Source organism: Comamonas sp. wu1-DMT, assembly GCF_040187805.1.
GTDB classification, from domain to species: domain Bacteria; phylum Pseudomonadota; class Gammaproteobacteria; order Burkholderiales; family Burkholderiaceae_C; genus Comamonas; species Comamonas thiooxydans.
Map to the genome: position 1 here is coordinate 35,266 of NZ_JBANEM010000006.1, position 24,067 is coordinate 59,332.

20 protein-coding genes are annotated in these 24,067 nt (G+C 65.7%); 13 read left to right on the forward strand and 7 right to left on the reverse strand.

Features of this window, described 5'->3' with window-relative positions:
* Positions 1-6: 6 nt before the first annotated feature.
* A complete protein-coding gene (locus V8Z78_RS10565) occupies positions 7-1,812 on the forward strand; it encodes a feruloyl-CoA synthase (protein ID WP_279091103.1) in 1,806 nt (601 codons plus the stop codon).
* 130 nt (positions 1,813-1,942) lie between these two features.
* On the opposite strand, the gene V8Z78_RS10570 is transcribed toward V8Z78_RS10565, so the two are convergent.
* Together V8Z78_RS10570 and V8Z78_RS10575 are read right to left on the reverse strand one after the other, a co-directional pair.
* Positions 1,943-3,010, reverse strand: coding sequence for an NAD(P)H-dependent flavin oxidoreductase (locus V8Z78_RS10570; RefSeq protein WP_057094347.1), 1,068 nt, complete (start codon positions 3,008-3,010; stop codon positions 1,943-1,945).
* 34 nt (positions 3,011-3,044) lie between these two features.
* On the reverse strand, positions 3,045-4,223 hold the full coding sequence (locus V8Z78_RS10575) for a YbfB/YjiJ family MFS transporter (protein ID WP_179627242.1): 1,179 nt from the start codon (positions 4,221-4,223) through the stop codon (positions 3,045-3,047).
* 111 nt (positions 4,224-4,334) lie between these two features.
* On the opposite strand from V8Z78_RS10575, the gene V8Z78_RS10580 reads away from it, so the two are divergent.
* On the forward strand, positions 4,335-5,264 hold the full coding sequence (locus V8Z78_RS10580; RefSeq protein WP_057094342.1) for a LysR substrate-binding domain-containing protein: 930 nt from the start codon (positions 4,335-4,337) through the stop codon (positions 5,262-5,264).
* 13 nt (positions 5,265-5,277) lie between these two features.
* Here the strand turns inward: V8Z78_RS10580 and V8Z78_RS10585 are convergent, their stop codons facing one another.
* On the reverse strand, positions 5,278-6,816 hold the full coding sequence (locus V8Z78_RS10585; protein WP_349731339.1) for a YifB family Mg chelatase-like AAA ATPase: 1,539 nt from the start codon (positions 6,814-6,816) through the stop codon (positions 5,278-5,280).
* An 84-nt stretch (positions 6,817-6,900) separates the two neighbouring features.
* On the reverse strand, positions 6,901-7,452 hold the full coding sequence (locus tag V8Z78_RS10590) for a MarR family winged helix-turn-helix transcriptional regulator (RefSeq protein WP_057094338.1): 552 nt from the start codon (positions 7,450-7,452) through the stop codon (positions 6,901-6,903).
* 92 nt (positions 7,453-7,544) lie between these two features.
* Between V8Z78_RS10590 and V8Z78_RS10595 the strand changes: the two genes are divergently transcribed.
* The 9 genes from V8Z78_RS10595 (at position 7,545) to V8Z78_RS10635 (ending at position 17,348) form a co-directional block, all read left to right on the forward strand.
* Positions 7,545-8,516: a tripartite tricarboxylate transporter substrate binding protein gene (locus tag V8Z78_RS10595; RefSeq protein WP_012836691.1), complete on the forward strand. Its 972-nt coding sequence runs from the start codon at positions 7,545-7,547 to the stop codon at positions 8,514-8,516.
* A 140-nt stretch (positions 8,517-8,656) separates the two neighbouring features.
* Positions 8,657-9,649, forward strand: a complete 993-nt coding sequence (locus V8Z78_RS10600; protein ID WP_349731393.1) for a Bug family tripartite tricarboxylate transporter substrate binding protein — start codon at positions 8,657-8,659, stop codon at positions 9,647-9,649.
* A gap of 113 nt (positions 9,650-9,762) precedes the next feature.
* Positions 9,763-11,091, forward strand: a complete 1,329-nt coding sequence (locus V8Z78_RS10605; protein ID WP_280006456.1) for a sulfatase family protein — start codon at positions 9,763-9,765, stop codon at positions 11,089-11,091.
* Positions 11,092-11,465: 374 nt separating this feature from the next.
* On the forward strand, positions 11,466-12,218 hold the full coding sequence (locus V8Z78_RS10610; RefSeq protein WP_052057548.1) for a TorF family putative porin: 753 nt from the start codon (positions 11,466-11,468) through the stop codon (positions 12,216-12,218).
* A 17-nt stretch (positions 12,219-12,235) separates the two neighbouring features.
* Positions 12,236-12,574, forward strand: coding sequence for a P-II family nitrogen regulator (glnK, locus tag V8Z78_RS10615; RefSeq protein ID WP_003059648.1), 339 nt, complete (start codon positions 12,236-12,238; stop codon positions 12,572-12,574).
* Positions 12,575-12,613: 39 nt separating this feature from the next.
* Positions 12,614-13,966 carry an ammonium transporter gene (gene amt / locus V8Z78_RS10620; RefSeq protein WP_280006457.1) on the forward strand — a complete coding sequence of 451 codons (1,353 nt, stop codon included), beginning with the start codon at positions 12,614-12,616 and terminating at the stop codon, positions 13,964-13,966.
* 132 nt (positions 13,967-14,098) lie between these two features.
* On the forward strand, positions 14,099-15,247 hold the full coding sequence (gene glcE, locus V8Z78_RS10625) for a glycolate oxidase subunit GlcE (protein WP_280006458.1): 1,149 nt from the start codon (positions 14,099-14,101) through the stop codon (positions 15,245-15,247).
* Positions 15,248-15,265: 18 nt separating this feature from the next.
* On the forward strand, positions 15,266-16,519 hold the full coding sequence (gene glcF / locus V8Z78_RS10630) for a glycolate oxidase subunit GlcF (RefSeq protein ID WP_003071768.1): 1,254 nt from the start codon (positions 15,266-15,268) through the stop codon (positions 16,517-16,519).
* Between the two features lie 76 nt (positions 16,520-16,595).
* The gene (locus V8Z78_RS10635) at positions 16,596-17,348 is read left to right on the forward strand and encodes a ProQ/FinO family protein (RefSeq protein WP_349731340.1); all 753 of its coding nucleotides are present in this window, start codon (positions 16,596-16,598) and stop codon (positions 17,346-17,348) included.
* Between the two features lie 55 nt (positions 17,349-17,403).
* Here V8Z78_RS10635 and V8Z78_RS10640 read toward each other — a convergent pair whose 3' ends face one another.
* Together V8Z78_RS10640 and V8Z78_RS10645 are read right to left on the reverse strand one after the other, a co-directional pair.
* The gene (locus tag V8Z78_RS10640; protein WP_349731341.1) at positions 17,404-18,834 is read right to left on the reverse strand and encodes an aldehyde dehydrogenase family protein; all 1,431 of its coding nucleotides are present in this window, start codon (positions 18,832-18,834) and stop codon (positions 17,404-17,406) included.
* 112 nt (positions 18,835-18,946) lie between these two features.
* The gene (locus tag V8Z78_RS10645) at positions 18,947-21,073 is read right to left on the reverse strand and encodes a PQQ-dependent dehydrogenase, methanol/ethanol family (protein WP_046461157.1); all 2,127 of its coding nucleotides are present in this window, start codon (positions 21,071-21,073) and stop codon (positions 18,947-18,949) included.
* Between the two features lie 161 nt (positions 21,074-21,234).
* Here V8Z78_RS10645 and V8Z78_RS10650 point away from each other — a divergent pair, with 161 nt between their 5' ends.
* Both V8Z78_RS10650 and V8Z78_RS10655 read left to right on the forward strand, forming a co-directional pair.
* Positions 21,235-22,377: a helix-turn-helix domain-containing protein gene (locus V8Z78_RS10650; protein ID WP_349731394.1), complete on the forward strand. Its 1,143-nt coding sequence runs from the start codon at positions 21,235-21,237 to the stop codon at positions 22,375-22,377.
* A gap of 124 nt (positions 22,378-22,501) precedes the next feature.
* Entirely contained in the window at positions 22,502-23,017 is a 516-nt protein-coding gene (locus tag V8Z78_RS10655; RefSeq protein WP_057094325.1) for an AmiS/UreI family transporter, read from the forward strand.
* A 129-nt stretch (positions 23,018-23,146) separates the two neighbouring features.
* Here V8Z78_RS10655 and V8Z78_RS10660 read toward each other — a convergent pair whose 3' ends face one another.
* Positions 23,147-24,031: a DMT family transporter gene (locus tag V8Z78_RS10660; protein WP_280031067.1), complete on the reverse strand. Its 885-nt coding sequence runs from the start codon at positions 24,029-24,031 to the stop codon at positions 23,147-23,149.
* Between the last annotated feature and the right edge of the window lie 36 nt (positions 24,032-24,067).

Consider the following 24,067-nt stretch of genomic DNA (forward strand, 5'->3'; position numbering starts at 1 on the left):
GCATGCATGCAAGCCATAGACTTCCTGTCCGACCCGCAGCAGGTCGCCCCGCCGCGCAGCCTGCGCATCGATCTCGACGACGGCAGCTTCGTGCTGCGATCGCCCGTGGCGCTCAAGCCCTATGCACGTTGCGTGGGCGAGTGGCTGGAACGCTGGGCGCGCGAGACCCCCGAGGCGCCGGCTCTGGCCGAGCGCACGCCCGACGGCAGCGGCTGGCGCATGCTCCGCTGGGGCGAGCTGCGCGAGGCCGTGGGACGCACGGCCCAGGGGCTGCTGGACCTGGATCTGCCCCCCGGCCCTGTGGTCATCCTGTCGGACAACGCCATCGATCACGCGGTGCTGATGCTGGCCGCCATGCACGTGGGCCGGGCAGCCTGCTCGCTGTCCAGTGCCTACTCGCGCACGGCGCGCGACTTCGGGCGGCTGCGCCAGATGCTCCAGGTGCTGCAGCCCGCGCTGATCTACGCATCGGACGCGCGCCTGTACGGACCGGCGCTGGCGGCCTGCGAAACCCGCGCGCCCTGCGTCTTCAGCGCACATGCACCGCACTGGCCTGGCGGGCTGGATTTCGAGGCGCTCATGGCCAGACCCGAGACGGCCGCCGTGCGCACTGCATACGAGGCCATCGCGCCCGACACGCATGCCAAATACCTGCTGACCTCGGGCTCCACAGGCACGCCCAAGGTGGTCATCAACACGCACCGCATGCTGTGCGCCAACCAGCAGCAAATGGCGCAGACCTGGCGCTTCCTGGAGCAGGAAAAGCCCGTGCTCGTGGACTGGCTGCCCTGGAGCCACACCTTCGGCGGCAACCACAACCTGCATCTGGTACTGGCGCACGGCGGCACGCTCTACATCGACGAGGGCCGGCCCGCACCGGGCCTGATCGAGAAGACGGTGCGCAATCTGCGCGAAGTCCGCCCCACGCTGTGGTTCAACGTGCCGCGCGGCTTCGACATGGTGCTGCCGCTGATGGAGGCCGACGACGCGCTGGCGGCAGACATGCTCTCGCGCCTTCGCCTGGCCTTCTATGCGGCTGCGGCGCTGGCCCCCTCGACCTGGAAGCGACTGGAGGCGGTGGCCCAGCGCGTGCGCCCGGGCCGCCCCCTGTGGCTGACCACGTCCTGGGGTTGCACCGAGACCTCGCCCGCGATCACCTCGGCCCACTGGCAGCTTGACAGCGCAGGCTGCATAGGTGCGCCACTGCCCGGGCTGGAGCTCAAGTTCGTACCCAACGGCAACAAGCAGGAAATGCGCGTGAAGGGCGTGTCGGTTTTCCCCGGCTACCGCGACGCACCGCGCGAAACGGCAGCGGCCTTCGACGAGGAAGGTTATTACCGCATCGGCGACGCAGGCTTCGTCGTGGACGAGCAGCGACCCGAGCGCGGCGTGATCTTCAACGGCCGCGTGGCCGAGGACTTCAAGCTCTCCAGCGGCACCTGGGTCTCGGTGGGAACGTTGCGCGTGGAACTGGTGTCGCGCCTGGCGCCATGGGTGCAGGACATCGTCATCGCAGGCCACGACCGTGACGAGCTGGGCCTGCTGGTATTTGCCACGCCCGCAGGCGCTGCCGCCCCCGAAACCCTGGCACAGGCACTGCGCCGCGTGATGCACGAGCAGCGCGACGCAGGCGCGGGCAGCTCGCAAAGCCCCGGCTGCGCGCTGGTGCTGGCCGATCCGCCGGACGCAGAGGCCGGAGAGATCACCGACAAGGGCTACGTCAACCAACGCGCGGTGCTGACGCGGCGCGCCGATGCGGTGCGACGTCTGTTCGCTTCAAAGGATGCATCGGTCATTCGCTGCAACAGCTAAAACCATAGCAGTCATCGCAATTCAGTATTCAAATCTTGGCAAAAACAATCCAGATCTGATGCATTACAAGCGATGACAGCTATCAAATCAGATGGTTACTCCAGGCGCACCGAAATCCGCTCAAGCCCGGTCAGGCGTGCTCCGCCTGCTCCAGCTCCTGCGCCAGCGTGCGCACGAGTTCGGCGGCGGGCATGGCGCGAGCCAGCGGTGCGCCCTGGCCGGCCCAGTGCGCGGCATAGTCGCTGCTGCCCTGCGCGCTGGCGGCCTGGTGCAGCGCCTTGCCTGCGTCATACACCATGGGATAGGCGGGCAGTGCTCCCGCATAGTCTCGTCCCAGCTGGTGCAGACGGTTGAACATGCCGCGCGCAGGACGGCCGGAAATGGCGGCGGTGATGGCCGTGTGCTGCGCGCTGTCGCCTTGCAGCTCGGCGCGGTAGGCCTGGCTGGCTGCGGATTCGGGGCAGAGGATGAAGGCCGTTCCCATCTGCACGGCGCAGGCTCCGAGCTGCAAAGCGGCAGCGATGCCTGCACCGTCCATGATGCCGCCTGCGGCGACCACGGGCAGGCGGGACTCGCGCGCCAGCAGCCGCACCAGCGCCAAAGTCCCCATCAGTCTGTCCTGCTCGGGCACGAAAGCGCCGCGATGGCCGCCCGCCTCCATGCCCTGAGCCACGATCACATCCACCCCGGCCTGCTCGATCTGGCGCGCCTCGTCGAGGCTGGTGGCGCAGGCCAGCGTGGTGATGCCGGCGGCGCGCAAGGCATCGACAAAGCCCTGCTCCGGCAGGCCGAAATGAAAGCTCACCACGGCAGGGCGCAGCTCCAGCAGCATGGCCTGCAACCGCTCATTGCCCAGCGCTGACTCGTAGATGCAGCGCAGGCCAGACGGCACGGACGCGCCGTAGCGCTCGAACTCTGGCGCAAGATAGTGCAGCCACTGTGCTTCGCGCTCCGCATCTGCTACCGGCGCACGGTGACAAAAGAGGTTGACGTTGAAGGGGCGATCGGTCAGCGCACGCGTCTGTTCGATGTGCTGGCGCGCCTGCTCAAGGCCGTAGGCGCCTATGCCGATCGAGCCCAGGGCGTATGCATTGCTCACGGCAGCCGCCAGCTGCGGGGTCGAGGTCCCGGCCATCGGGGCCTGAATGATGGGATGCTGCAGACCCAGGCCTGTCATCCACAAAGGTAGTTTGCTCATCGCACGTCTCCTGGTTGTCACTTCTCGATCCTGATCATTGCGCAGTGCGGGCCAGGCGGCTTGAGGCCACCAGCAGCGCCCCCAGGCCCAGCGCCGCGCAGCCCAGCACGAACAGCTGGCGATAGCTGCCGCTGCTGGCGTAAACAAATGCCATCAGATAGCCGGAGCTGGCCTGCAGCAGCGCAAATGCCGCCGTGGCGTAGCCCCACATTTTCTTGTGCTGGCCGGGGCCGATGAGCTGCATCAGATAGCCCGAGGTGATGGCAGCCATGCCAGGCGACAGCGCCCCCACCACAAAGCCCGACAGCGCATGGCCACCGAAACCGGCCCAGGCCAGCGGCAGGCCGATGGCCACGGCCTTGAGGGCATAGGCGCCCGTGGTCGTACCCCACCAGCCCCAGCGCGTGGCACAGTAGGCCGCACACAGCGGCCCGACCATCGCGCCAAGCCCGAAGAATGCCCATTGCGTCGAGGCATAGGCGCCGCCCAGCTGCAGCTCGCGATCCAGGTAGTCCACCCAGAACACGGTGTGCGGCACAAAGCCGAAGGCGTCGCAGGCATAGGCGACCAGCACCAGAATCACCGCCAGGCTCCACGGCGTTGTGCTGGAGGCTGGGACCGCCGTGGGCTGGATCGCCACCGGTGCATGCAGCGGGATCTGGCGCGCAGCATGCCGGCCGCTGTAAAGCGCCAGCGCAGACAGCGCCGTCAACGCCCACCAGACGGCACTCAGGCTGCTGCGCGCAAACATGGGCACCAGCGTGGCGGCCAGCAAGGCGCCCACGCCAATGCCGCAGAACATCAGCGGGCCCAGCGTGGCACGGCGCTGCGGCGCTGCTGCAGCCATGGCCACCGACGGGCCCAGCACCATCAGCGCGGCACCGGCAATACCCGAGAACAGCCGCCAGACAAAGAACAGGGCCATGGGCTGGGGCAGGCTGCAGCCTGCAAAGCTCAGCATCACGGCCACCCAGCAGATCACCAGCACGCGCAGCGCGCCCATGCGCTCGGCCAGCGGCGCGGCGACCAGGGCGCCGATCAGATAGCCGAGCAGATTGGCGGCGCCCAGATAAGCCACCTGCTCGCCGCTGAACCAGCCCGCATGCACCATCTGCGGCATCAGCGCGGTATAGGCGAAACGGGCCAGGCCGACGCCGCTCAGGGTGGCCATGAAGCCGGTCAACAGCAGGGGAAGTTCTTTGCGTTCGATCACAGCTCGGGTTATGGAGGGGAAATTGGCATCAAGCCTAAACGCTGCGACTCGATCATGTCCAATGATTCAAAATGATGACTTGCATCTCAATTTGAGATATTGGAGCCGCATATGCAACTCAAATCCCTGCGCATGTTCGAAGCCGTCTGCGAAAGCGGCAGCTTTGGTGCCGCAGCCCAGCTTCTGCACACCGTGCAATCCAATGTCACGGCCCATATCAAAAAGCTCGAGGACGAAGCAGGCGTGCAATTGCTCATGCGGGCCAACCCGGTCTTTCCGACTCCGGCCGGACGTACGCTGCTGGAATCTGCGCGGCAGATGCTGCAGTCGCATGACCAGGTGCTGGCCATGCTGCAAGCCCGGCAGTTTGCCGCCGGCCAGGTCAAGGGCGCCTTGCGCATAGGCTCGATGGAAACCACGGCCGCACTGCGTCTTCCGCCACTGCTGGCCGAGTTGCGCAGGCAGCATCCGGGTATCGACCTGGAGCTGGACGCCCAGCCCAGCGCCGCATTGCTGATGGAGCTGGCGGCTGGTCGCATCGACTGTGCCTTCATCAACGGTGCCGCACCACAAAACGAGCTGCAATCCTGGCCGGTATTTCGTGAAGAGCTGGTGCTGGTCAGCGGACAGCCGCTGACGCGCTTCCCCACCGCCGCAGAGTTCAGCAGCTCCGTGTTTCTGGCCTTTCGCCAGGGCTGCAGCTACCGCCAGCGGATCGAGCTGCTGATGGCTTCGATGGGGGTGACGGCGGTACGCATCATGGAGCTGGGCATGCTGGACACCATCCTCGGCTGCGTGGCCGCCGGCATGGGCTATGCGCTGCTGTCGCGCTCGCTGGTCGAAGCCCAGCAGCAGCGCTTTGGCGTGCACTGGATGACTCTGCCCGGCAGGAGCGGACAGGAGCTGGCCTTTGTCGACACCTGTTTTGTGACCGCTGCCGTACAAGGCTGGTCGCCGGCACTGCATGCATTTGCGCAGGTACTGGGTGTCAATCCGCAGGCCACACGGGCACAGCCCGTGGCGCTGGCTCTTGCCGCCTGAGAGCGGCAGGACATCACGGCTGCATCAGCGCTCGGCGGTATTGCAATGCCTCGGCCAGATGGGTTTGCGTGATGGAATCCGAGTCCGCCAGATCGGCAATGGTTCGCGCCACCTTCAACGCCCGGTGCGTGCCGCGCGCCGACCAGCCAAGGCGCGCTGCAGCCTTGTGGGCAAAGGTCAGCGCCTCGGGCTCCAGCTGCAGATGCGTGTCGAGCTGTGCCCCCTGCAACTGATGATTGGGCAGGCCCTGGCGCTGCAAGGCCTTGTCCCTGGCCGCGCTCACGCGTTGCTGCACGGCAGCGCTGCTCTCCCCTTCGGGCGCTGCCAGCAACTCCTCGGGCGACAGTGCCGCCACCTCCACATGCAGATCGATACGGTCCAGCAAGGGACCGCTGATGCGTGCCTGATAACGTGCCACCTGATCGGGCGAGCAGCGGCAGGCCCTGATGCGCGACCCCCAGAAGCCGCAGGGACAGGGGTTCATGGCTGCCACCAGCTGGAAACGGGCCGGAAACTCCGCCCTCTGCACGGCCCGCACGATGGTGATGCGCCCAGTCTCCAGCGGCTCGCGCAGGGCCTCCAGGGCGCTGCGCGCGAACTCGGGCAGCTCGTCGAGAAACAGCGCCCCGCAATGGGCATATGAAATCTCGCCGGGCCGGGGCGGAGAGCCGCCGCCGACCAACGCGATGGAACTGGCCGTGTGATGAGGAGCGGCAAATGGCCGCTGGCGCCACAGCTGCGGCGTGAAACGACCGCTGAGGCTGGCAATGGCGGCGGCTTCGAGCGCTTCCTCATCGGTCATGCCCGGCAGCAAACCCGCAAAGCGCTGGGCCAGCATGGATTTCCCCGAGCCCGGAGGGCCGATCATCAGCACACCATGTGCGCCGGCAGCTGCAATTTCAAGCGCGCGCTTGGCCTGCATCTGGCCGCGCACCTCGCGCAGATCCAGCGACGGCAAAGAAGCTTCAGCAGGTCTGGAGTGCACCCGCTGCCAGCCCTCCACGCCATCGCCATGCTCCGACAGGGTGCAGTCATGCGCGATGAACTGCCTGACCACATCCAGCAGATGCGCGGCGCCGAAGACTTCGATGGCCGGCACAAAGGCTGCCTCCAGCGCACTGTCTGGCGGCAGCACCAGCCGCACGCGCTGTTGCTGACGCTGCAGGGCCAGCGCAGTAGCCAGGGCGCCGCGTACCGGGCGCAGGGCACCGGTCAGCGACAGCTCTCCTGCAAACTCATAATCGGCGAGCCGCCGTGCATCGACCTGCCCGCTGGCCGCCAGAATGCCCAGCGCTATCGGCAGGTCAAAGCGGCCTGAGTCCTTGGGCAGATCCGCCGGAGCCAGATTGACCGTGATGCGCTTGTTGTTCGGGAACTCCAGCCCCGCATTGACGATGGCTGCGCGCACGCGCTCGCGGGCCTCCTTGACCTCCACATCCGCCAGACCCACCAGGGTGAATGAAGGCAGTCCGTTGGCCAGATGGACCTCCACCGTGACAGCCGGTGCCTGCAAGCCCAGCAGTGCACGACTTTGAACCAGTGCCAGACCCATCACGCTCCTCCCCTTCAAGCCGGACTGTAGGGCCTAGCGTATGCGCGGGCGGCTCAAACAGGCAATAGGGGTGTGCACAGGCCGTCAGCCGGCGGCGTCGTCGTCACGGGCAGGCTGTTTGCCCGCGGCCCGGCCACGGCGGCGCTCGGCCTTGGGAAAGCTGCCCTGCTCCTGCATGAGCGCCGCCCGATTGCGCACGCGCTCGAACACCTGCGACAGCACCTCAAGCTCGGCATCGCTGACGTCGCCGAGCAGCTCCTGGTTGATCGCCTGTATCTGCGGGAACAGCTGGGCGTGCAGCGCCAGCCCGGCGTCGGTCAGCTGCACCATGGCCTGGCGCCCGTCGCCGGCCATGCCCTGCTTGTGCAGCAGCCCCTTGGCAATCAGCGTGGAGATGGTGCGCGAGGTGCGCGTGCGATCGAGCTGCGCCAGCTCCGCGAGCCGGGACGGCTGCATGGCACCCTTGGTGGCCAGCAGGCCGATCATGCGCCACTCGCGCCGGGTGATGCCGAAGCCGCCCTCGCACAGGCGCACCACCATGGTTCCGGCCGAACTCATCAGGCGGGCCAGATGGTAGAGGAACAGATCGTCCAGCTCGGACGGCTGCCGCCAGGGGTGGCGCTGCGCCTTGGTCATGGGTCTTTGTGGGTTTTCTCTAGGAATGATGGATTAGATCCATTATCGAGTCACTGCTTACAGTGGCTCCAAAGAAAACGACAGGAGACACCATGCCTTGCACCCGTATCGCCCGCCGCACTCTGGCCGGGCTGGCGGCCGCCGCGCTTCTGACGGCATCCCATGCTGCCGACAATTGGCCCGCCAAGCCCATACGCATCATCGTTCCCACGCCGCCAGCCGGCCCTTCCGACATCGCCGTGCGCCCGCTCGCGGCGGCCGTGCAAAAGGCGCTAGGTCAAGCCGTGATCGTGGAAAACCGGGCCGGTGCCAACGGCAATATCGGTGCTGCCGAGGTCGCCCGAGCCCCGGCCGACGGCTACACCTGGCTGTGGGCCATGGACCCGGTGCTCACCGTCAACAAGCATATCTACAAGAACATCGGCTACTCCAGCGATGCCATCGTGGTGCTCAACGCCGCCGCCAGGTTCTCGCAGACCCTGATCTGCAACCCCGGCCTCGGCTTCAAGTCCGTCAAGGACATGCTGGAGGCCGCCAAGTCGCGCGAGCTGACCTATGCCACCGGCGGCGCGGGCTCGCCCGGTCATCTGGTCATGGAGTCCCTGCTGTCCAGCACCGGCGTGAAAATGGTGCATGTGCCCTACAAGGGGCCGGCACCGGCCATGCAGGACCTCATGGGCGGCCAGGTGAACTGCGGCTTCCTGGCGGCACCCACGGTGCTGCCACAGATACAGAGCGGTCGCGTCACCGCCCTGGCCACCTCGGGCCGCACGCGCTCGCCGCTGCTGCCGACGTTGCCCACGATTGCCGAGTCTGGCTACCCCGATTTCGACGGCACTTACTGGCTGTTGCTCGCCGCCCCCAAGGGCGTTCCTGCCGAGATCCAGAAGCGCTTTCTCGCAGCCATGGATGCCGCCATCCGCTCGCCGCAGCAGCAGGAGCGGGTGAAGGCCGTGGATATCGAGATGGTGGGCAGCAGCCCCGAGCAGGCCCAGGCCAGGGTGCGCGAGATCTCCGACAAATGGGAGGCGCTGACCCGCAAGATCAATCTGAAACCCGATTGATGCCCAAAGCCCGGGCGCCGGCCATCTGAGCATTTCAGGCCGGTGCCGGAGCCCACCTACACTGCCCGGTTTCCAATCATTAATGGTGTGAATTCGCGAGCCGGTACCAGCGCGGACCACAGACCAGGAGAGACATGACGATGCAAAGAAGAATCTTCGGCAAGCTCGCCGCGGGGCTCGGCCTGAGCGCAGGCTTGCTGGGCGGCGGCGCGCTGCAGGCCCAGGAGAGCCATGCCCTGTTTCCCAGCAAGACACCGCTGCGCATGGTGGTCGGCTATCCGCCCGGCGGCGCCACCGACCGCGTGGCGCGCATCGTGGCCGACCGGCTGCAGGCCCGCCTCGGCAGCCCGGTCATCGTGGAAAACAAGCCCGGTGCGGGCGGCCGTCTGTCAGCCCAGTACGTGAAGAATGCAGCAGCGGGCCAGCCCGCCATTTTGCTGGCCAATCCTGCCGTGATGGTGGTCGCGCCGCTGGTGTTTCCGGACTCGGGCTACGACCCGGAAAAGGACTTCCGTCCCATCAGCGAGGTGAACCGCTACGAGTTCGGTCTGGCCGTGGCCAGTGCCGTCCCCGTGAAGGAGCTGCCGCACCTGCTGGCCTGGCTCAAGGCCAATCCGCAGCAGGCCAATTTCGGCGTGCCGGCCACGGGCAGCCTGCCGCACTTTTTTGCGCTGATGCTGGGCGAGACCGCCAAGGTGCCCGTCGAGGTCGTGGGCTACAAGGGCTCGGGTCCGCTGCTCACCGATCTGATGGGCGGGCAGGTCCCCATCGCCGTGGACACTCTAGACACCCAGATCGCCCAGCACGAAGCAGGCAAGCTGCGCGTGCTGGCCACCTCGAGCGAGCGCCGCAGCACCATGGCACCCGGCATTCCCACGCTCAAGGAGCTCGGCGTGAACCTGGTCGGCACGGGCTGGAACACCTTGTTCGCGCCGCAGAGCATGGCGCCGGCCACGGTGCAGCGCCTGTCCCAACTGGTGCAGGAGGTGATGAAGGAAGCCGACACGCAGCACAAGTTCGCCGCCTCCAACCTGGTGCCCGTGGTCAGCAGCGCGCAGGACACGGAAAAAATGCTCAAGGCCTACCGCGCGCAATGGGCGCCGGTGGTTCAGCGCTCGGGCTTCAAGCCCTGATATTTGAGGAGCATCTATCGCTTGCTACCAAATATTTCCAGCATCAAATCCATCCAGAATTCTTGCATAACAAGCGATAAAAGCTCCTTTTTTTGAATGTTCCCCGATCTCCCATGACCGACTCCCGCCCCAATCTGATCTTCATCCTGGCCGATGACCTCGGCTATGCCGACCTGGGCTGCACCGGTGCGCGCGATGCGCACAACAACGCCACCGACGTCTCGCCACGCCTGGACGCCATGGCCGCCCAGGGCCTGCGCTTCACGCGCGGCTACTCCAACTCCTCGGTGTGCTCGCCCACGCGCTTTGCGCTGGCCACGGGCCGCTGGCAGTACCGCCTGCGCGGTGCGGCCGAGGAACCCATCGCCAGCGTACATGGCGACAAGGTGCTGGGCCTGCCGCCCGATCACCCCACGGTGGCCTCGCTGCTGCGCGATGCCGGCTACGCCACGGCCCTGGTCGGCAAATGGCACCTGGGCTACCCCCCGCATTTCGGCCCGCGCCTGTCGGGCTACGAGGAGTTCTACGGCTTTCATGCCGGCGGCGCCGACTACTTCGCCCACTGCGACCCGCGCGGGCGCCCCGACTTCTGGATCAACGAGGAGCCGCACACCGAAGACGGCTACCTCACCGATCTGCTGAGCCGCCGCGCGGTGGACTTCGTCAAGCGCCAGACGGCCGACCAGCCCTTCTATCTCTCGCTGCACTACAGCGCCCCGCACTGGCCCTGGCTGACGCGCGAGGACCGCGCCGAATCCGAGCGCCTGCAAGGCATGGGCAAGCATATCGACGGCGGCTCCATCGATACCTACCAGCGCATGATCCATCACATGGACGAAGGCATAGGCTGGCTGCTGGATGCGCTGGAGGAAAAAGGCATGAGCGAGAACACGCTCATCGTCTTCACCAGCGACAACGGCGGCGAACGCTTCTCCAATACCTGGCCCTTCGTGGGCCAGAAGATGGACCTGCTCGAAGGCGGCATCCGCGTGCCTTTGCTGGCACGCTGGCCGGCGCGCATGACGGCCGGTGCCGTCTGCGACACGCCCAGCCTGACCATGGACTGGTCAGCCACCTTCCTGGCCGCCGCCGGCGTAGCCGCACATGCCGACTATCCACTGGACGGCATCAGCCTGCTGCCCCTGATGCAGGATCAAAGCTGGATGCCCGAGCGCGACCTGGCCTGGCGCATGAAGCACCGCGAGCAAAAGGCCTTGATACGCGGCGACTGGAAATATCTGCAGATCGAGGGCATCGAATACCTGTTCCACATCGGCAACGACCCGCGCGAGCGCGCCAATCTGCGTGATCGTGAGCCCCGGAAACTGGCCGAGCTGCGCAGCGCCTGGGAGCGCTGGAATCAGGAGCTGCCGCCGATTCCGCAGGAAGCCAAGGTCTCGCTGGTGTTCACCAAGGCAGACCTGCCCCAGGCCAGCTTCTGAATTGCGGCCGCCCCCCAAGCCCATCGCCCAGCCGATGGGCTTTTTCTTTGCCTGCGCCCAGATAAAGAGCATGTGCTCACTTTCAAATCCCCTGATTGGTGCAAAAAGCCGGGGAAAAGCAGAGCCATGGCGGTGCACAGCAAAAACGCACCATCTTGGTGCAATGGATTCCAGCTAGCACCCAGGTGGCGAAAGTTGCGCTCAGCGATTGTGAAAACTCGTAGCTTTTTGTACTGGCAGCTATGGCCCGCTGCCTGTTCTGGGGCTTTGGACAGCGAACCGCGCCGCAGCCGCCGCAGAGACTGGCACGGTCTGTGCTTTGAGAGTTCATCCGAGATTTTTGCCACGAAATTTTCAAACCGGAGGAACCCTGAATGCCTAGTCCCGCTGCAAGCCGTTTCAAGACTTTCGCCAAGACTGCCGCCCTGGCCTGCGCCGTTGTCGCCCCCATGTGGGCCCATGCCCAGCTCTCCGCCAACGTTGCCCTGACCACCAACTACAAGTTCCGTGGTCAGGATCAGGACGCCAGCCGCACCAGGGCCGTCAAGCCTGCGCTGCAAGGTGGTTTTGACTACACGTTCGGCGACAGCGGCTTCTACGTCGGCAACTGGAACTCTTCCGTGGACTGGCTGCCCGGCAACTCACTGGAAACCGACTTCTACGGCGGCTACAAGTTCAAGGCCGCCGATGTGGACTGGGACGTGGGCATGCTGACCTATGTGTACTCGGGCAATGCCAACGGCAACACCACCGAGATCTACGGCTCCGGCACCTACGGCCCGTTCACGGCCAAGTATTCGCACACGGTGTCCAAGGACTACTTCGGCTGGGCCGGCGCCAAGGCGGGCTCGGGTCTCAAGGGCCGCAATACCGGTTATCTGCAGTTCTCCTACAGCCAGGAAGTGATGCCCAAGGTGACACTGAAAGCATCAGTTGGTTACACCCATTTTTCCAGCGACATCAAGGACCTGGGCGTTCCCAACTATGTGGACTACAGCGTCGGTGGTGCCTATGACCTGGGCGACGGCTTCTCTGCAGCAGCTGCGGTGACCGGCGCCAACAAGAAGGCCTACTTCGGCGATGTGAACAAGGCGCGTCTGATTCTGACGCTCTCCAAGACTTTCTAATTTTTCAGGAGCCCGTCATGAAAATGGTGATCGCCATCATCAAACCCTTCAAGCTCGACGAAGTGCGTGAAGCTCTTTCCCAAATCGGTGTTCAAGGCATCACCGTGACCGAAGTCAAGGGCTTTGGCCGTCAGAAGGGCCACACCGAGCTGTACCGCGGTGCCGAGTATGTGGTGGACTTTCTGCCCAAGCTGAAGATCGAGGCCGCGATTGCCGACGATCTGGTCGATGCCGCCATCGACGCCATCGAGGGCGCAGCCCGTACCGGCAAGATCGGCGACGGCAAGATTTTTGTGCAGGCGCTGGAGCAGTCGATCCGTATCCGTACAGGAGAAACCGGCGACGCGGCCCTGTAAAGGCCCAGTCTCTCTGGAACCGTTTTGAGAAAGATTGCCATGATCAAGAAACTATTGAGCGCAGGCCTGGGACTGGGCCTGCTGGCTGCCGGCGCCACCGGCTTTGCCCAGGAAGCTGCAACGGCTGCCGCCGCAGCAGCACCTGTGGCCGAAGCAGCGGCCGAGGCCGTTCCCACCCTGAGCGCCGGCGATACCGCCTGGATGCTGACCTCGACCATGCTGGTGATCCTGATGGTCATCCCCGGCCTGGCGCTGTTCTACGGCGGCCTGGTACGCAGCAAGAACATGCTGTCCGTGCTGGCACAGGTCTTCGTGATCTTTTCGCTGATCACCGTGCTGTGGGCCATCTACGGCTACTCGCTGGCTTTTGGCGGCGAGGGCAAGTTCTTCGCAGGCTTCGACAAGCTGTTCCTCATGGGCATCACGCCTGACACGCTGTCGTCCATGCTCAAGACCATCCCCGAATACGTGTTCGTGGCCTTCCAGTCCACCTTCGCCGCCATCACCGTGGCGCTGATCGTGGGAGCGTTTGCCGAGCGCATCAAGTTCGCGGCCGTGATCGTGTTCTCCGTGCTGTGGTTCACCTTCAGCTACATCCCCATGGCCCACATGGTGTGGGGCGGCGGTCTGCTGGGTGCCGATGGCGCGCTGGACTTCGCGGGCGGCACCGTGGTGCACATCAACGCCGCCGTGGCCGGCCTGGTGGGTGCCTACATGCTGGGCAAGCGCATCGGCTTCGGCAAGGAAGCCCTGCCTCCTCACAGCCTGACGCTGACCATGGTGGGCGCTTCGCTGCTGTGGGTGGGCTGGTTCGGCTTCAACGCCGGCTCCGCCGGTGCCGCCAACGGCATTGCCGGCCTGGCCTTCATCAACACCATCCTGGCCACCGGCGCCGCCGCCATCTCCTGGATCGTGGCCGAAGCGCTGCTGCGCGGCAAGGCCTCCATGCTGGGCGCCGCCTCGGGTGCCGTGGCCGGTCTGGTGACCATCACCCCCGCCGCCGGTTTCGTCGGCCCCATGGGCTCCATCGTCATGGGCATCATCGCCGGCCCTCTGTGCTTCTGGGGCGTGTCTGGCCTCAAGCACCTGCTCAAGGTTGACGATGTCTGCGACGTGTTCGGCGTCCACGGTGTCGGCGGTATCCTGGGTGCCATCCTGACCGGCGTGTTCTGCGCCAAGGGCCTGGGCGGTATCGAACCCGAGGGCTACAACATGGCCCATCAGCTGTGGGTGCAGGTCGAGAGCGTGCTGGTGACCATCGTCTGGTCTGGCGTGGTCTCCTTCGTGGCCTACAAGATTGCCGATCTGACCGTGGGTCTGCGTGTCTCGGAAGAGTCCGAACGCCAGGGCCTGGACATCACTTCTCACGGTGAGGTGGCCTACACCCGTTAAGCGGCAGGCTCTTCGCTAGTTCAGTTTCATTACGTTGCCCCGCAGTGCGAACTGCGGGGCTTTTTTATTCACGCCTGCTTTTCAAAAAAATCAAAGACCAGGCCTTCCTGCCCCGGGGGCGCCCCGGCTACCATGCAGGCCATGGATTCAGCCACCAGCCAAATCAATCAGCTCGGCGAGCGCATTCGCGCCGCTGCCAGTGACAAGACCCCGCTGCGCATCTGCGGCGGCGGCAGCAAGGACTTCTACGGCCTGCGTCTGCAGGGCGAGCCGCTGTCCACGCGCGCGCTCAGCGGTATCGTCAGCTACGAGCCCAGCGAGCTGGTGGTGACCGTTCGCGCCGGCACGCCGCTGGCCGAGCTGGAGGCAACATTGGCCAGCCAGGGCCAGTGTCTGGCTTTCGAGCCACCGCACTTCGGCGCCGCCAGCACCGTGGGCGGCATGGTCGCCGCAGGCCTGTCCGGTCCGTCGCGTGCCAGCGTTGGCGCAGTACGTGACTTCGTGCTGGGCCTGGAGATGATCAACGGCCAGGGCGAGCTGCTGCGCTACGGCGGCCAGGTCATGAAGAATGTGGCCGGCTATGACGTCTCGCGCCTGATGACGGGCAGCTGGGGCACGCTGGGCCTGATCACCGAGATCAGCCTCAAGGTCCTGCCCGTGGCTCCGGCCGAGGCCACGCTGCGCTTTGATAGCTGCAGCCAGGAGCAGGCTCTGGACTGGCTCAATCACTGGGGCGGCCAGCCTCTGCCGCTCAATGCCAGCAACTGGCTGGAAGAAGACGGCAAGGGCACGCTGTATCTGCGCCTGCGCGGCGCCCGCGCCGCCGTTCAGGCCGCCACGCTGCGCCTGGGTGGCGAGCGGCTGGACAGCGACGCCGTCGCCGCCGACTGGAGCGCAAGCCGCGATCTGAACCTGCCCTGGTTCCAACAGCGCGCTGCCGATCATTGCCTGTGGCGTCTGTCCACTCCTGCGACCGCAGCGCCGCTGCCATTGCCGCAAGGCGCGGCAGGCCCGTTCATCGACTGGCATGGCGCTCAGCGCTGGGTGCAGGCCCCGCGTTCGGCCGCCGCAGCCTTGCAGCAACTCGCGCAGGCAGTCGGCGGATCCGCTTCTCTTTTCAGAGCCGAGGACGCCAGCCAGACAAGCGCCAACAGCGATCTCGATGTGCATGCACAGGCCAGCCCGGCAGGCCGCACATCGGCACAGCTGCATGCCCGGCTCAAGCAGGCCTTCGACCCCGCCGGCATTCTCAATGTGGGCCGTCTCTCGGCGCATTGGTAAGAACAAGGACAGCACCCCATGCAAACCAATCTCGCGCCCGAATACCGTGCCACGCCAGAAGGTCAGGAAGCCGAAGCCATCTTGCGCAAATGCGTGCATTGCGGCTTTTGCACCGCCACCTGCCCCACTTACCAGACCCTGGGCGATGAGCTGGACGGCCCGCGCGGCCGCATCTATCTGATCAAGCAGGTGCTGGAAGGGCAAACACCCACGCGGGCCACGCAGCTGCATCTGGACCGCTGCCTGACCTGCCGCAACTGCGAATCCACCTGCCCCAGCGGCGTGCAGTACGGCCACCTGGTCGATATCGGCCGCAAGATCGTCGATGAGCAGGTCGAGCGCCCCACAGGCGAGAAGCTGCAGCGCTGGCTGCTCAAGGAGGGCATGAATTCCCCGCTGTTCGCCCCCGCGCTGAAGCTGGGCCGCGCCGTCAAAGGTCTGTTGCCGGAGTCTTTGGGCGAAAAAATACCGACCGTCCAGGATGCCGGGGCCTGGCCCGTGCGCGAGCATGCGCGCAAGGTGCTGCTGCTGGCAGGCTGCGTGCAGCCGGCCATGATGCCACGCATCAATTACGCCACGGCCCGCGTGCTGGACGCCGTGGGCGTGCAGACCGTGATTGCCGACAAGGCGGGCTGCTGCGGTGCGGTGAAATTCCACCTCAACGACCAGGACGGCGGCAAGGCCCAGATGCGCGCCAATATCGACGCCTGGTGGCCGCTGGTGGAGCGCGGCGAGGTCGAGGCGATCGTGATGAACGCCTCGGGCTGTGGTGTCACCGTCAAGGAGTACGGCCATCTGCTGCGGCTGGAGCCTCAATACGCCGACAAGGCCGCGCGCATCAGCGCCTTGACCCGCGACCTCAGCGAACTGTTGCCCGCCATGCTGCCCGAGCTGGTGGACAAGCTCAAGGACCGCGTCACGGTGCCCCCCGCTCCCGTGGCCTACCACCCGCCCTGCACGCTGCAGCATGGGCAGAAGCTGCGTGGCGGCGTGGAAGCGGGCCTGCGCGAGCTGGGGTTCGATCTGCGCGTGGCGCGCACCGAATCCCATCTGTGCTGCGGCTCTGCCGGCACCTACTCGGTGCTGCAGCCTGAAATCTCGCACCAGCTGCGCGACCGCAAGATCGCCGCACTGGACGAGCCGTTCGCCCCAGAAAAGCCCGCGGCGATTCTCTCGGCCAATATGGGCTGCATCGTCCATCTGCAAAACGGCACCGAGGTCCCGGTCATGCATTGGGTGGAGCTGCTGGATCAGGCCCTGGCCGCCGGCTGACACCCCCGCATGCCACTGCAGTTTGCAATGCTGGCATGATTGGGGGTTTTGTTTTCCCAGGCCCACGGGCTTTGCCATGACTGAAATCGTGTCTGAATCACAAGAGCAGAAAGCCTCGCAAGCGGCGTCGCAGCACAGCGTGCAGGACTCGCAGCCCGGCTCACGCTCGCGCCGAGGCGGCCGTGGCCGCCAGAACCCGGCTCCCGCAGCCAAAGCCGCCCCGCAGGCCGCACGTCCGCAACACCCCTTGCTGGAGCAGCTGGCACAGTGGCACCCGGCCCTGTTCGGCGAACAGCTGCTGCCCTTCAAGCGCGGCATTTTTGAAGACCTGCTGGCCGCCCACCCGGAGCTGGACAAGGACGCACTCAAGAGCGCGCTGCAGCAGCACACCCGCTCCGGTCGCTATCTGGCGGCCATGGCCAGCGGTCAGCAGCGCCATGACCTCGACGGCCAGCCCGTGGAAGCCACTCTGCCCGAGCATGTTCACCACGCGCTGATCGAAGTCTTCCGCCGCCGCCAGCAGCGCACGCAGGAAGACCTGACGCCCAAGCTGCGCAACCGCATCGTCATCGCCTACGAAGCCTCCGGTCTCACGCGCGAGGAATACGCCGAGCGCGTGCAGGGCCGTGACGAAAAGACCAACGCCCTGGTGGTAGATGCCCTGGCCGAGGCCGATGCCCGCGCCGCCAAGGACGAGGCGCTGCTGCGCTCCTTCCAGCTCAGCGGCCAGACTTCGGAGCAGGAGTTCGCCGAGATGTACGGCATGAATCCGCGTCAGGTCGTACAGCAGCTGGAACGCGCGCGTCGCCGTCAGCAGAATATTCAGTAAAAATAGCTGCTGGCGCGCATCAGACAGGCACCAGCAGCTATTGATTTTGAATAGATCAGGCCGCGCCGTAGCCCATGACTGCCTTGGTTTCGAGGAAATCGCGGAAACCGTGCTCGCCCCATTCACGGCCATTGCCTGACTGCTTGTAGCCGCCGAACGGCGCATTGAAGTCAGGCCCCGCGCCGTTGAGGTGGACCATGCCTGTGCGCAGGCGCGCGGCCACGCGGCGCGCACGCTCCAGGCTGCCCGATTGCACATAGCCCGAAAGGCCGTACACCGTGTCGTTGGCCATGCGGATGGCGTCTTCCTCGTCATCGTAGGGAATCATCACCAGCACGGGACCGAAGATTTCCTCGCGCGCAATGCTCATGTCATTGCTCACGTCGGCAAACACCGTGGGTTTGACAAAGTAGCCCTGGACCAGCCCTTCGGGGCGGCCTGTGCCGCCCACCACCAGGGTCGCCCCCTCTTCAATGCCCTTGCGGATCAGGGCCTGGATCTTGCCCCATTGCGCCTCGCTGACCACGGGGCCCATGTGCATGCCCTCGGCCAGCGCATCGGCCACGGTCGCTGCGCCGGCGACGCTACGGGCGATCTCCACGGCCTGCCCATGCAGGGCGCGCGGCACAAACATGCGCGTGGGTGCGTTGCAGCTCTGGCCCGAATTCATCAGCACCGCCTGCACGCCCTGGGTCACGGCCTTCTGCAGGTTGGCGTCATCCAGCACGATGTTGGCAGACTTGCCGCCCAGTTCCTGGGCCACACGCTTGACGCTGTCGGCTGCGGCCTTGGCCACGGCAATGCCCGCGCGCGTGGAGCCCGTGAAGGTCATCATGTCTATGCCGGGGTGGGAGGACATGGCCTCGCCCACACCGGGGCCGTCGCCGTTGACGAGGTTGAAGACGCCGGCCGACACGCCCGCCTCGTGCAGCACCTCGGCCACGAGCAGGGCGTTGAGCGGGGCGACCTCCGAGGGCTTGAGCACCATGGTGCAGCCGGCGGCCAGGGCCGGGGCGACCTTGCACATGATCTGGTTGATGGGCCAGTTCCAGGGCGTGATCATGCCGACCACGCCCACGGGCTCATGCACGACGGCCGTGCTGCCCTGCACATGTTCGAAGGCGAAGTTCTTGAGGACCTCGATGGTGGAGCTCAGATGGGCCACGCCCATGGCGGCCTGTGCCGCCTTGGACAGCCACAGCGGCGCCCCCATCTCCTGCGAGATGGTCTGCACAAAGTCGCCGTAGCGGCTCTGGTAGACCTCCAGCACCTTGGCCAGCAGGGCCAGGCGCTCTTCGCGGCTGGTGCGCGAGTAGCTCTCGAAGGCCCGGCGCGCGGCGGCCACGGCCTTGTCCACATCGGCGGCCGATCCCATGCTGATGCGGGCGATGGCTTGCTCGTTGGAGGGATTGATGACGTCCAGGCTGCGCGGGCTGACCGGATTCACCCATTGGCCGTCGATATAGAACTGCAGATGGTCTTGCATGAGGCTATTTCCTTGGTGTCGAGTCAAAAGAAGAGGTTTGCGATCCGGGGCCGCCGGTGCGTGGCTCGGGCGAACCGGCGGTCCGGCGCACCGGCGTGGTGAAGTGCAGGCTTCAGGGCTTGGGCCGGATGGCGTCCGCCGTGCCCTGGATGAAGGCCTTTATGGACTCCACGTCATCGCCCGACAGCTTGCCCGTGAAGTCCGGCATGCCGCGCGCCATGGCCGGGCCCTTGAAGACGAAGCTGGGCAGGTTCTCGATATAGCTCGCGTCCATATAGCCCAGGTTGGGAATATTGCCGCCGCGGTCCACGCCAGGCACGCCATGACAGAACACGCAGTTGGCCACGTACAGCATGGTGCCGGCCTCGACCTTGGCGGGGTCGTATTTCACGCCCTGCAGCAACCGGCCTGTGCGCTGGGCCACGAATTCCGGCATCCTGGCCTTGCCGCCCACGACGAAGGTATAGACCGTGCCCGGGCCCTGGCGCTCGGTGGCGCGCGCAGCCAGGCCGTAGACACCGCCCCAGCCCACGGCCACCGAGACATACTGCTTGCCGTCCACCATATAGGTGCTGGGCGCGGCCACCACACCGGTACCCGTGGGCGTTTCCCACAGCTTTTCGCCACTGGTCGCGTTGTAGGCCACAAGGCGGCCATCGGCCGTGCCTTGGAACACCACATTGCCCGCCGTGGTCAGCGTGCCGCCGTTCCAGGGCGAGACATGTTCCACACTCCAGGCAGCCTTTTGCGCAACCGGGTCCCAGGCCAGCAGGCGGCCAAAAGGCTTGCTCTTGGGCGGCTCGGCATTGAAGAACTTGGCCGTGTTCCAGCCCGTGCCCGACTGGGGCTTGCCCGGTCCGGCCTGGTTGAACTCCCACTTCTTGTCGTCCATCAGATTGACGGGCACGTTCTGCGCAGGCAGATACACCAGGCCAGTCTGGGGGTTGAAGGACATGGGGTGCCAGTTGTGCGCGCCATAAGGGCCGGGAACCGCGTCATGGGGCTTGCTGCCGTCGCGTGCCGCGGCAATGTTCATGGGCTTGCCGTTCTTGTCGTAGCCGCTGGCCCAGTTCACAGGCACGAAGTTCTTGGCCGAAATGAACTTGCCGTTGGTGCGGTCGAGCACGAAGAAGAAACCGTTCTTGGGCGCATGCAATATGACCTTGCGCGGCTTGCCGGCGATCTTGATGTCGGCCAGGATCATGGGCTGGGTGGAGGTGTAGTCCCAGTTGTCGCCCGGCGTTTCCTGGTAGTGCCACTTGTATTTGCCGGTGTCGGGATCCAGAGCCACGATGGAAGCCAGATACAGGTTGTCGCCGCCCTTGGGGCTGCGCACCTTGTGCGACCAGGGCGAGCCGTTGCCCGTGCCCACGTACATGGTGTTGAGCTCGGCATCGAAGGTCATGCTGTCCCACATGGTGCCGCCGCCGCCGGCCTCCCACCATTTGCCGCTGGGATCCCAGGTCCTGGCGGCGCGTTTCATGGATTCGTCCTCAAAGGGTTTGGACGGATCGCCGGGCACGCTGAACCAGCGCCATTTCTGCTCGCCGGTCTCGGCGTCATAGGCCGTGATGTAGCCGCGCACGCCATATTCGGCGCCGCCGTTGCCGATGATGACCTTGCCCTTGAACACGCGCGGCGCACCCGTGATGGTCAGCGACCCCTTTTGCCCCTCGAAGGTATTTTTCTGCCAGACCTCCTTGCCGGTGGCGGCATCGAGCGCGATCAGGCGGCCGTCCCAGGCACCCACAAAGACCTTGCCCTTCCACAGCGCCACGCCGCGGTTGACGACGTCGCAGCACCCCTTGAAGCCGGTGCTGCGGTCGACCTGCGGGTCATAGGTCCAGATCCTGTTGCCGGTACGGGTGTCGATGGCGTGCACAACGCTCCACGAGGCACTGACGTACATGATGCCGTCCACGACCACAGGCGTGGCCTCCACGCCGCGCGTGGATTCGAGGTTGTACGACCAGGCCAGGCCAAGGTCCTTGACGTTGGTGGCATTGATCTGATCGAGGCGGCTGTAGCGGGTCTCGGCATAGTCCACGCCGATGGTGGGCCAGTCGGGCGTCTTGGCGGCATTGGCGCTGATGAAAGCGCCATCGACTCGCTGCACGGCGGCCGCGGCCTGCGCCGCAGGGTCGGCTTGCGCGAGGGCCGCTGCGCTGCCCAGGCAGGCGGCCAGCATCCAGGCCATGCGGCCGGGCCGTCCATGAGAGTTGTCGATCAGCCGTTTCATCGAGGTCTCCTGTTGTGATTGCTATGCCGCAAAGCATGGTGTATCGCCTGTTTTTCTTCATGATCGGGATTTCCCCAGGCTAGAACTGTTCCATTGCGGAACACATTGACCGCTCCTGCGGACAGCCTGGACATGACATGAACGTTGATGAGCCACGCGCGATGGACGCGCTACAGCAGTGCTTCTCGAGCACCGGGGCGGAGCGGGCCTTGCAGGCTCGCCGCCAGTTCTTCGAGGCCGGCATACGCCCCTCGGGCCTGGTCAGCGAGGCGGTCATCCAGTCCTGGCTGCGCAGCCAGCGCCAGCACTGCCATGGACGGCGGCTGGCTCTGGCTCCGGTCAGCCCCAGCCGGCTGCATGCCACGCAGGAGCGCTGCCGCGGCCTGCTGCAGGCATTGCAGCACGAGTTGCCGACCCTGGAGCAGGCGTTAGCGGGCACCGGCACGCGCGTGATGCTGACGGACGACAAGGGCATCGTGCTCCATGTCTCCCCGGCATCCATGCGGCCCCGTGACGAGCGGGTCGGCCTGAATATGTCCGAGCAGGCCATGGGCACGAACGCACCGGGCATCGTCGCCGCCACCGGCCAGGCCTGCACCGTCACCAACGGCGAGCACTATTTCGACGAGCTGCACGCCTTCCGCTGCGCAGCAGCACCCATACGCGACGTGCACGGCCGCCTGGCCGGGGTGCTCAATCTGATGGTGGAGGAGCAGCATTTCAGCTTCGATGCCGGTCCCGTGGTCGGCATGTACGCCACGACCATCGAAAACACCTTGCTGCAGGCTCAGTCGCACGAGCATCTGGTGCTGCGCTTTCAAGTGACGCCAGCCCTGCTGCACACGCCGCTGCAGGCGCTGATGGGCGTGGCTGCCGATGGCCGCGTCGCCTGGATGAACGGCACCGCAGCCCAGCTCATCGGCCAGCCCTTGGATACAGCGTGCAGCGCGCAGGAACTGCTGGGCCATGATCTATCGCGCCTGCTGCAACTGAGCGGCCAGCCCAGCCCCGCGCCGCTGCGCCTGGCCAGCGGCCTGGGCGTCTGGATGCAGGCGCATCTGCAAACCTCGCATGGCCTTGGCTCGCACCTGGACGCCTGCAGCGCGGAAGACCTGGCCTGCCCTGCAACCACCGAAGCAACGCCCGTCGCCGAGGCGCAGCCTCTAGCGACGCTGCGCGAGCACAGCGCGCAGCTGATCAGGGAGACGCTGGACCAGCATGGCGGCAATGTCTCCCAGGCAGCGCGCGCCCTGGGCATCTCGCGCGGTACGCTGTACCGCCGCCTGCGCGGCGGTCGGGACTAGGGTTTCTGAGCCCATTCCCGACCCATGGTGCAAGACTCTTTTGCGTTCGCCCAGGGTTCCGCCCCGCCCCGCTCGGCCCCACAATCCTCGCCGCGCTGCACCGGCCTGCAGCCAAGGAGCGTGTATGTGGTTGGGTTTGTCGCTGTTTTATGTGGGTGCGGTGCTGTTTCTCAACGGCCTGTGGATGCTGGGCAAGATTGCCGACAAGGAAATCTGGGTCATCAATATCTTCACCGGGGTGGTGTCGCTATGCATCGGCCTGGCCAGCATCTTCGGCCCGGCGGCCGACGCGGCATCGGTCAAGAGCGGCGCTCTGACCCTGCTGTTCGCCTTCACCTATCTCTGGGTGGCTTTCAATCGCTTCAGCGGTGCCGACGGCCGAGGTCTGGGCTGGTTCAGCCTGTTCGTGGCGATCACCGCTGTTCCCGTCGCCCTCGATACGCTGACCAGCGCCAGCTCGGGGCTGGACTGGTGGATGGGCGTCAACTGGGCCGCCTGGGCCGTACTCTGGGCCTTGTTCTTTGCTCTGCTGGCCCTCAAGAAAAGCATTGAACGCCCCACGGGCTGGCTGTGCATTGCCCAGGGCGTGCTCACGGGCTGGGTACCCGGATACCTGATCCTGGCGGGGAAGCTGATGTAACCCCCTGAGGCGCTGTGCGCCTGGGCGGCCCCGCCTTCCCCCTCTCTCTTCGGGAGGGGGACGACACCTTCGGTGCGGGGCGGCGCGGCCGGCCCAGGCCCTTCCTCGGTGTCCTTGATGTGGTTTGGGCTATTTTTTCGGGGCTCTGCCCAAGGTGGCCAGCAAGGCTGCTCCCATGATGAGCGCACCGCCGGCCAGCGTGCGTGCGCTGAGCTGCTCGTGGGCGATGAGCACCGAGGAGATGCTGGCAAACACCACTTCCGACAGCATGACCACCGAGGTCACGCCCGAGGGCAGACGCGCTGCGCCAAATTGCAGAGCCCAGTTACCAAACATCAAAACCACGGCCAAGCCAAGTGCGAGAAAGCCCCAACTGCCATCAAAAGCAGGAAAGCCCGGCACCATGCCAGCGCTGCTGGCGCTCAAGGCGGTCAGCAGGCCCATGCTCATGCAGCCGGCAAACATGGCCAGCATGCGGGCCTGGGCCGGAATGCCTTGAAAGCGGCGCAGCAACACATTGGTCAGTGCAAACATGAAGCCGCCGAACACGGCCAGCGCATCGGCCAGGGTGAGACCGGCAAACAACCCGGAGAGCGAGGCATCGGCGGGCAGCAACACCAGCACCACACCGCCAAAGGCCAGCAACAAGCGCAGCAGCGCCATGGGCGTGGGCTTTTCGCCCAGCAGCTTCCAGGCCAGCAGCACCGCCCAGGCCGGCATGAGATAGAACAGAAGGATGACGCGCACCACGTCGCCAACGGTCACGGCCCAGTTGAAGGCCACGTTGTTCAGGCCCGAACTGGCAGCCAGCAGCAGGAGCACCGGGTATTGCCAGGCCTGCCTGAGGCTGGCCGGGCGCAGTATCAGCAGGCCGGCCAGCACCAGTGCATACATCGCTGCCGTGGCCCACAGCGGATGCAGTCCGGCCTCATGCATGAGACGAAACGGCCACCATGACAAGCCCCAGATCAGGGCATTGAGCAGCAGCGCAAATACAGGCAGTGGACTATGCATAAAAAAGGCTTCTAACGTTTGCTCTGCAAGCGTTAG